Below are 9,194 nucleotides of genomic sequence, written 5' to 3'. Positions count from 1 at the left end.
GCCTTGCTGCTGAAACTGGGCTTTGCTTTTAAAGACAACATTGCCCTGTATGGCGCAGACAATAAGCTATATCACTATCAGGCGCCGTAGACTTCCTTTTACAAATATCCCCAAAAAACATAGTGAGAACGAGACATTAAATGCGCCAGAAAGGCAAAATAACCCAATGGGATGATGACAAAGGTTTTGGCTTTATTCAGCCGATGCTAAAGCCTGCGCAAAAAGCTGAGCAGGTGTTTTTACATGCGAAAGCAATACAAAACCGTGGCCGCCGGCCACAAGTCGGTGAGGTGGTAACCTACTCTGTTGCCAAAGATCCCCAAGGTCGCAATCAGGCACAGCAGGTAAGTTATGCTGGCGAAAAGCAGGTGATTAAATCCGCGAGGGTGGCGGGGAGCTGGCCGCTAAAACTGGTGCTTGGGTTCTTTTTGTTACTGGCCGGTGGCTTCTGGTTTGGCAAACTGCATTACTCTGTACCGGCCGGCTATGCCATTCTCAGTGTTATCACTTATGCGATGTATGCCTGGGATAAACGGCAGGCGAAAAATGCCGGGCAACGCACCCGCGAGTCAACATTGCAACTTATGGCGCTAGTTGGCGGCTGGCCCGGTGCTTTACTGGCGCAAAACTACATAAGACATAAATCAAAGAAACGCAGTTTCCGGTTGATGTTCTGCGCCACGGTGCTGTTTAATATCGCGGCATTAGTTTGGTTGATATCGTCAGTGCTTTGACAGCAATAGCGTTAATCGCGGCCGCTTCTTTGTTATAGTGCGCCTTTTGTTGTTGGCAGAATAACCGCTATGGGTGTGAGTTATCGTTTAATCAGGCAGGCTGATTTACCGGCAGTAGTGGCGTTGCAAGATAGCTGCTACAGCGATGCTTTGTATGAAAGCCCGAAGTTGCTAAGCCAGCGTTTACAGATGGCAGCTAACAGTTGCTGGCTGGCAGAGAACAACGCCGGCGAGCTGTTGGCATATTTATTTAGCTATCCATCCATCAATGGTTATGTGACGCCGCTGGCGTCGACATTTTCCCCGAGTAGCGAGCCACAGTTATTGTATTTACACGATATGGCTGTGGATCCGCAAGCGCGTAGGTTGGGGCTGGCCAGCCAGTTGCTGGCAATGGCGAAGCAGTATGCGGTAATGCTGGAGCTTAGTAAATTGGCACTGGTGGCAGTGCAGGGCTCGGTGCCGTATTGGCAGCGCCAGGGCTTTGAGGTGGTTATGCCGCCTACGGCGGCTGCAGCAGCGGCACTTGGCAGTTATCAGGATGAGCAGGCGAGTTATATGCAATTGATATGGTAAAAGCTTAATTAATGGACCTTTATTTTTCTGGTATTTCGACACCCAGCGCCTTGCCAAACTCCTGATAAAGCTGGTGGTGGTGTGCGCCTAAAACTTTCGGATCGACACGGCTATAGAAAGTGAGGGCTTGTGCAGGCTGTTGCTGCTGCAGGCAGATTTCTGTCAGCCTAATAAGATGAATAGCATGTTGTACCTGATACTCCGGATTAGCGGTATAAGCCAGCGACTGTTCATACAGCTCATAGGCGACTTGCAATTGCCCAAGCAGCTGCTTAGTGCGTGCCAGATTACCCATCGCTATAATAATTTTGTTGTTATGCTCCAGAGCATAGGCGGCCTTCAGTGCTTCAGCTCGATACTGTGCGGCTTCGTCAAGCTTATCGCGTTGATGGCTAATATGCGCTTGGTTTGAGTAAAGTTCAAACAGAACCAGCGAGTCTTTGCTTTTTGAATATTTCAGCTCAACCTGGTTGAGCAATTGCTTGGCCTGATCAAGCTGACCCAACGAGTATTGTAAGTTAGCTAATTCGATTATCCGCAGTGGGTTGCCAAAAGCGGTGTACACTTCCTGTAGCATCAGCATGGCGTCACTGGCATATTGCTTTGCAACGTCAGCTTGGCCGTTAATAAAGAGCGCTTTCGCATAATAAAAATACACTTGTAGTTTTAGCATATCTGGCAGCATTTGCTGTTGCAGCAACACTTCAGTCTCCGCTTGTAATAGCTGAAACTGATGTTGATCAAAAAGATAATCAAGCTGAAAGCCTTTTATCCGATACCAACCGTGGCTATATGGGGACAATGCAGCGAGTTGTTGCTCAAGGTATTGTGAACAACTTATGCTGGCATTTTGCTGGCAAAATTGCTCATGATCGCTCAGGTTTTCCGAGGCGCTCAGTTTAAAAGCGAGTAGTATGATAAAAACAACAGCAATACGCATAGAAATATAACTACCGGTTACTATACAGACCTATTAATTTTTCACTATGCCGCTTCGCTATGCTGCCGTCAATTGCCAACTTTCTGCTTAAATATACTACAAAATAGCAGATAGAAGCGGTTATCTTAAGCTTAACCATGTAGAATGCGCGCTTTATTTCGCGCGTTCAGCTTTGTGTTGTGATTGTGCCCACCTGTAGGATTTTTGATGAAAAAAACATTCGCGTTAACTCACCCTAAGCTGCAACCTGCTCGTTTAGTCGATGCCATAAAGCATGAGATTAAAAAGTATCTAAACCGCGAACGTCGTAAGCCGTTACCAGAGGGCAAAGATTACTGGACATTCGATTGTCGTTTTGGTGCGTCAGAGCCTGAGGCAAAGCCAATATTCACCTCAGAAATCAATAAACATATTGATGCTGCAGCGGCAGAGGAATTACCGGCGTTTTATCTGGAAATTCTGGCCAGGGCCGCTAACCATAAACCGCGCGTTGTTGCTGACGACGCTGAATAATCTTTTTCTTATAAACTGTAGCGATTCTACAGAGGAACCTTTATGCAATTTTCATCTTTAGATTTAGCTACAGAGTTACAACGCGGCCTGGTTGAATACGGTTACAGCGAAATGACCCCAGTGCAACAGCAGGCCATTGTGCCAGCGCGTCGCGGTAAGGATTTACAGGTTACCGCCCAAACCGGTACTGGTAAAACTGCTGCCTTTGCTATACCCGTGTTACAACAAATGCTGGATAAGCCCAAAGCGACCGCGGCGAAGCGCCCGCGTGCGCTGATCCTGACGCCAACCCGCGAATTGGCAGAGCAAATAGCGCTAGCCGTTACTGGCTATGCGCAGTTTTTGCCACTAACCGCCACAGCGTTATACGGCGGCGTGAAAATGGGCGGCCAGGCCAGTAAATTGGCAGCCGGCGTAGATATTGTGATTAGTACTCCCGGTCGCTTGCTGGAGCATATTTCGCTGGGCAACGTAATACTCAGTGACGTGGAATTTGTGGTGCTGGATGAAGCCGACCGCATGTTAGACATGGGCTTTAGTAGTGATGTATTTAACCTGTTGCAACAAACCGCCACTAAACGCCAGACCTTATTGTTTTCAGCAACCACATCACCTGCGGTGAATGAGTTGTCGCATAAAATACTGCGTAATCATCAGCAAATCAGGGTAGCGAAAACTAACAGTGCTGCAGATACCGTAAACCATGTGGTGTATCCGGTAGAAGAAAGCCGCAAAATTGAATTATTTGAAAAGTTACTGGCAGAGCATAACTGGTTTCAGGTATTGGTATTTACCAGTACCAAAGAGCAGGCCGACCGTTTGTTAGCGGAGCTGCAAAAGCGCAAAGTAAATGCTGCGGTATGTCATGCAGATAAAAGCCAGGGAGCGAGACGCCGGGCAATTGCTGATTTTAAATCGGCTGAGCTGCAGGTGTTAATTGCCACTGAAGTGGCGGCCCGCGGCCTGGATATTCAGGGCCTGGATTATGTAGTGAATTTTAACCTGCCTTATCTGCCAGAAGATTATGTGCACCGTATCGGCCGCACTGGCCGGGCCGGTGCCTCGGGTACCGCTATTTCGTTTGTCAGCCGGGAAGAGGAACAAACCCTGGAGCGGATCCAGAAGCTGATAGGAAGCACTATTACCCGTATCAATAAACCGGGCTTCGAAGTAAGTAATCGTGGTTCTTTGCTAAAAAGCATTTCTCGCAAGGTATTAACCGGCCGGTCTAACAAAGCCACCGCAACCGTGATAGATCAGGTAAGCCCGGCAAAAACAAAACCAAAAGCCAGGTCTGCGGCTAAACCAGGCCGAACTAAATAATTATTGTCAAAATAACAGTAAAAAAGGGCCCGCAGGCCCTTTTTTTTATGACAGCAGCAAAGCTTAACGGTCCAGATTCATTACCTTAGTCCAGGCTTTGACAAAGTCGTCAACGAACTTTTGTTTAGAGGTATCAAAAGCATATACCTCGGCTACTGCACGCAGCTCTGAGTTTGAACCGAAAATCAGATCAACAGAGGTGGCTGTCCATTTTTGCTGGCCGGTTTTACGGTCTAAGCCCTGATAAACGCCTTCAGTGTCAGCTTTTTGCCACACGGTAGACATATCCAGCAGGTTAACAAAAAATTCGTTGTTTAAAGTACCAGGTTTAGTGGTTAATACTCCGTGTTTTGCACCTTGATAGTTGGCGTCAAGTGCGCGCAGACCACCAACCAACACGGTCATTTCCGGCACACTTAAATCCAGCTGGTCAGCTTTATCCACCAGCATTTCTGTTGGCGATTTGTAGCTGGCATCTTTATCAAAGTAATTTCTGAAACCGTCAGCGGTTAATTCCAGCAAGCTGAACGCATTAACATCTGTCATGTCTTGCGTGGCATCGCCGCGCCCTGGAGTAAACGGCACCGTAATGGTGTAACCGGCGTCTTTCGCGGCTTTTTCAACGGCAGCGGCACCACCGAGCACAATAAGATCGGCCAGTGAAACTTTACGTCTGCTTTTGTTAAAGTCAGTCTGAATGCCTTTTAGTGCTGTTATTACCTTAGCGGTTTCAGCCGGGTTGTTTACCGCCCAGTCTTTCTGGGGGGCTAAAGCAATCCGGGCGCCGTTGGCACCGCCACGCATGTCAGTATCACGATAGCTGGCAGCAGAGGCCCAGGCCACTCGCACCAACTCAGGTACGGTTAAACCGGTGTCGATAATTTTGGCTTTAAGGGCTTTAACATCCCGCTCGTTAATGGTGGATTGGGTTTTAAGATCAATTGGATCCTGCCATACCAGCACATCTTCCGGCACTTCGCTACCCAGAAAGTTGCGTGGCGGGCCCATATCGCGGTGGGTTAATTTGTACCAGGCTTTAGCAAAGGCTAAGCGGTATTCTTCCGGATTGGCTAAAAAGCGTTCTGCAATTTTGCGATATTCCGGGTCAACTTTCAGTGCTAAATCCGCAGTGGTCATTACCGGCGGGTTAAATTTACCTTCGATATGTGCATCAGGCACGGCTTTATGCAGTGATTCATCGGTTGGGATCCACTGAATGGCGCCAGCGGGGCTGCGGGTTTGTTTCCACTCAAAATTAAGCAAGTTGCTTAAATACAACGAGGTCCAGCGGGTAGGGGCCTGGGTCCAGGCGCCTTCCAGGCCACTGGTAACGGTATCTTCTGAGTGGCCCTTGCCGCATTTGTTTTTCCAGCCAAAGCCTTGCTCTTCAATACCGGCTGCAGCGGGTTCTGCGCCAACACAATCTGCTGGTTTGTGTGCACCGTGCATTTTACCAAAGGTATGGCCACCTGCGATTAGTGCCAGGGTTTCTTCGTCATTCATCGCCATCCGTTCAAACGCTACCCGGATATTTTTGGCAGATCCCATTGGATCAGGCACCCCTTTGGGGCCTTCGGGATTAACGTAAATCAGCCCCATATGGGTAGCACCCAGTGGCCGCTGCAGCTTGCCATCGGCATCTTCCCGATCGCTGGCCAGCATTTCCACTTCCGGCCCCCAATACACCATATCAGGTTCCCAGTCATCCGCCCGGCCACCAGCAAAGCCATATGTTTTAAAGCCCATATTCTCCAGCGCGACATTCCCTGCTAATACCATTAAATCAGACCAGGATAAGGCTTCACCGTATTTTTGTTTTACCGGCCACAATAAACGGCGTGCTTTGTCTAGGTTACCGTTATCCGGCCAGCTGTTCAGCGGCTCAAAGCGTTGCTGACCACCACCGGCACCGCCACGGCCATCCAGGGTTCGATAGGTACCGGCGCTGTGCCAGGTCATGCGGATAAAGAATGGTCCATAATTCCCAAAGTCGGCCGGCCACCAGTCTTGTGATTCAGTGAGCAGGGCATTGATATCTTGTTTAACCTTAGCCAGATCCAGTTTACTAAACGCCTCAGCGTAACTAAAGTTAACGCCGTAGGGGTTTGAACGTGCGTCGTGGTCACGCAGTGCTGATAAGTCCAGTTGATCCGGCCACCAAAATTGATTATTTCTTACGGCACCTTCTTTTGCCGCACCAGTACCCATTGCACCTTGTGGTTTGCTGGTAGTATTGTCTGCAAAGGCAGCGCCTGATGCCAGTAGCATACTCATGGTAGCGGCCAGTATTGTTTTACTAAATGCTCGTGTTTTCATTACTCGCGTCCTTTAACGTTATCTGTGGTTGTTATTTACAGTCGCGTGTTGTTAGCGGTTAATCACCGGAACTACCTTGCGAAAACGGTGGGCGCTGCACAACAATAAATAGAGTATAGTAAGTTCCTGATAGTTTTATGTGAAATAAACTGATTGCCCTGAACTATAAAAACGATTTAAGGTGGGTTTTGATATGAGGGTGCTGTATGTTGCTAGTCGTGTTTGTTTAATTTTACCCAGGGGCAATAGATGATTTCCGTATGGTTGTTAAACAGTTTGGTTGTCGCCATTGTGGTAATTATTCATTACGAGTTTTTGTACCGGCTCACCGTGATGCTTCCCAAGATGAACATTAAGCACCGCTACCGGATTGTGGTGGGGGTGTTTGGAGCACTTATTGCTCATTCGCTGGAAATCTGGGTATTTGCGCTGGCGTATTTCCTGATGCATAGGACTGATGGTTGGGGTGAATTAAACGGTAATTTTGATGGCAGTATCATGGACTGCGTATATTTTTCATTTACCGTGTTCAGTACGGTAGGGTTTGGCGATATTGAACCCACAGGCGAGCTGAGGTATTTAACCGGCATTGAGTCACTGACCGGTCTGGTGCTTATTACCTGGACAGCATCTTTTTTGTTTATTGAAATGCAGCGCAATTGGAGTAGCCGGAAATAGGGCTTATGCTTAATTGCATGATGTAGGTGTACTAAAGCCGCGTTGACTGCGTACAATATCTCTCTGTTTTAGCCAAAGGATGTCGTTTTGACTGCCCGTTTACCTACTGATCTGATACCTGGCGCCAATGATTTTTGGTTTTTACCCCTTGGCGGCTGTGGCGAAATTGGCATGAATCTTAACCTTTATGGCCATGATAATAGCTGGTTGATGGTTGATTGCGGGGTGACGTTTTATAATCCGTTGCAACCGACTTCCAGCCCTATTACCGCAGAGGTACAGGCGGCTGATCCGGCGTTTATCGTCAAGCATAAGGCGCTACTGGCCGGGATTATTATTACCCACGCCCATGAAGATCATATTGGTGCCTTACCGTTTTTATGGCCGCGTTTCGGTTGCCCGGTGTATTGCACGCCTTTTACCGCCGAAATTTTGCGCCGTAAAATAGCCCGCAGTGGCTTATCACAAGATATGCCTATTATTGAAATTCCACTGGGCGGCACCTGCAATATTGGTCCGTTTTTAATAAACTGGCTAAGTATTACCCACTCGATACCGGAGCCCCAGGCGTTGTTGATCACCACGGCGGCCGGTAAGGTATTTCATACGGCAGACTGGAAAATTGATAATGCCCCGATGACCGGTAAGCCGTTTAAACCACAAGTATTCAAGCGTTTGGCGAAGCAGGACATTACCGCCATGGTGTGTGACTCCACCAATGCGCTAAGGCCTGGCTTTTCGGGATCTGAAACCGCCTGCTTCAAGGGCTTATTTGAAGTCATCCGCCATGAAAAACAGCGGGTGGTGGTCAGTGGCTTTAGCAGTAATATTGGTCGCTTAATCAGCCTTGGCCACGTTGCCAGAAGAACCGGCCGCTATTTAGCCCTGTTTGGTCGTGCGATGGAGAATATGGTTGGGGCGGCCCGGGCCTGCGGTTACTGGCCGGATGATATTCCGTTAATTGAGTCCTCACATATTGGCTATTTGCCTGCTAATGAAGTACTGGTTGTTGCCACAGGTAGTCAGGGGGAGCCGCGCGCTGCGCTAAGCCGCTTAGCACAGCAACGTCATCCGCATTTAATTTTGGAAGAAAATGATCTGGTGCTGTTTAGCTCTATTTTAATTCCGGGCAATGAAATGCTGGTTAGCCGGTTAATAACCCAATTAAAAGCACTGAAAGTACGCACTTTACAAAGCGCTGACAGCCCAGAGCTTATTCACGTGTCCGGCCATCCGAATCAGGGCGAGCTCGACTTAATGTATCGCTATGTGCAGCCCGCTATTGCTGTGCCGGTGCATGGCGAAGCGGCACATATTCAGGCCAATGCCGCGGTGGCGAAGGCGGCGGGAGTAAGACAACAATTTACTGGCCAGAATGGTGATTTATTTGTGCTGGCACCACAGCCACGTATCTGGCATCAGGCGGTGGCAACCGGCCGGATTGCCGTAGAGCATTAACCAAGTCTCCTCTTATTTTAAAATTGTTAAGGTAACCGCCTTAGGTTACTTTTAAAGAATGTAACCAATAGCGGTTACGCTGCACTGGTATTTTGTCTACAAGGTTTATAAACATGCTTGCGATACCCGCCAGTCTGCGACTGAGCTTTCGTTTATTGTCTGCAAAAGATGCGGCGTTATTATTCGAAGTTGATCAGGACGAAGAGGTAATGCGCTATCTGAATGGTGGTAAACGGACCTCTATGCAACAGATTACCGAGATATTTTTGCCGCGAATGGCCCAGTACCGTAACCCCAAACGGGGTTATGGGATCTGGCAGGTATGTCGGACAGGGGACAACGCTTATCTGGGTTGGGTATTAATCCGGCCAATGGGTTTTAATACTGCCACACCCAGTACCGATAATATTGAACTGGGCTGGCGGTTTAAGCGGCTGTATTGGGGCCAGGGCTATGCCAGCGAGGCGGCAGCTGCGATTGCCAAAGCAGTAGTAGCAAATAATAACGAAGTGCAATATGTATCAGCGATCACCACGCCAGACAATGCCGGTTCAATTGGCGTAATGGTTAAACTGGGCATGCAGTTTATTAAGCGCTACCGGCATCAGGACGCACTGGGTGAAGTTGATGCGGTGCTATACAGGAAGAATATTGAT

General features: G+C 48.4%; 9 protein-coding genes. 7 read left to right on the top strand and 2 right to left on the bottom strand.

Annotated features, from left to right (window positions below; translation table 11 throughout):
* Nucleotides 1–140: 140 nt before the first annotated feature.
* Both ABY802_RS14805 and ABY802_RS14800 read left to right on the top strand, forming a co-directional pair.
* The gene (locus ABY802_RS14805) at nucleotides 141–734 is read left to right on the top strand and encodes a DUF1294 domain-containing protein (protein WP_372627901.1); all 594 of its coding nucleotides are present in this window, start codon (nucleotides 141–143) and stop codon (nucleotides 732–734) included.
* Between the two features lie 69 nt (nucleotides 735–803).
* Entirely contained in the window at nucleotides 804–1,310 is a 507-nt protein-coding gene (locus tag ABY802_RS14800; RefSeq protein WP_372627900.1) for a GNAT family N-acetyltransferase, read from the top strand.
* Nucleotides 1,311–1,329: 19 nt separating this feature from the next.
* Here the strand turns inward: ABY802_RS14800 and ABY802_RS14795 are convergent, their stop codons facing one another.
* A complete protein-coding gene (locus ABY802_RS14795) occupies nucleotides 1,330–2,250 on the bottom strand; it encodes a hypothetical protein (protein ID WP_372627899.1) in 921 nt (306 codons plus the stop codon).
* 207 nt (nucleotides 2,251–2,457) lie between these two features.
* Here ABY802_RS14795 and ABY802_RS14790 point away from each other — a divergent pair, with 207 nt between their 5' ends.
* Nucleotides 2,458–2,763: a DUF6172 family protein gene (locus ABY802_RS14790; RefSeq protein WP_372627898.1), complete on the top strand. Its 306-nt coding sequence runs from the start codon at nucleotides 2,458–2,460 to the stop codon at nucleotides 2,761–2,763.
* A gap of 42 nt (nucleotides 2,764–2,805) precedes the next feature.
* Nucleotides 2,806–4,086, top strand: coding sequence for a DEAD/DEAH box helicase (locus ABY802_RS14785; RefSeq protein WP_372627897.1), 1,281 nt, complete (start codon nucleotides 2,806–2,808; stop codon nucleotides 4,084–4,086).
* A 63-nt stretch (nucleotides 4,087–4,149) separates the two neighbouring features.
* Here ABY802_RS14785 and katG read toward each other — a convergent pair whose 3' ends face one another.
* Nucleotides 4,150–6,402, bottom strand: coding sequence for a catalase/peroxidase HPI (gene katG, locus ABY802_RS14780; RefSeq protein ID WP_372627896.1), 2,253 nt, complete (start codon nucleotides 6,400–6,402; stop codon nucleotides 4,150–4,152).
* A gap of 249 nt (nucleotides 6,403–6,651) precedes the next feature.
* Between katG and ABY802_RS14775 the strand changes: the two genes are divergently transcribed.
* The 3 genes from ABY802_RS14775 to ABY802_RS14765 all read left to right on the top strand — a co-directional run.
* Nucleotides 6,652–7,080 carry a potassium channel family protein gene (locus ABY802_RS14775; RefSeq protein ID WP_372627895.1) on the top strand — a complete coding sequence of 143 codons (429 nt, stop codon included), beginning with the start codon at nucleotides 6,652–6,654 and terminating at the stop codon, nucleotides 7,078–7,080.
* Nucleotides 7,081–7,167: 87 nt separating this feature from the next.
* Entirely contained in the window at nucleotides 7,168–8,538 is a 1,371-nt protein-coding gene (locus ABY802_RS14770) for a ribonuclease J (protein WP_372627894.1), read from the top strand.
* A gap of 113 nt (nucleotides 8,539–8,651) precedes the next feature.
* Nucleotides 8,652–9,194 (top strand): GNAT family N-acetyltransferase (locus ABY802_RS14765; RefSeq protein ID WP_372627893.1); only part of this gene is annotated, 543 nt, incomplete at its 3' end.

Origin of the sequence: Arsukibacterium sp., from assembly GCF_041616895.1 — a bacterium.
Taxonomy (GTDB): Bacteria; Pseudomonadota; Gammaproteobacteria; order Enterobacterales; family Alteromonadaceae; genus Alishewanella.
Note: the sequence above shows the minus strand (reverse complement) of the source record. Positions and strands in the feature narration are given on the sequence as shown.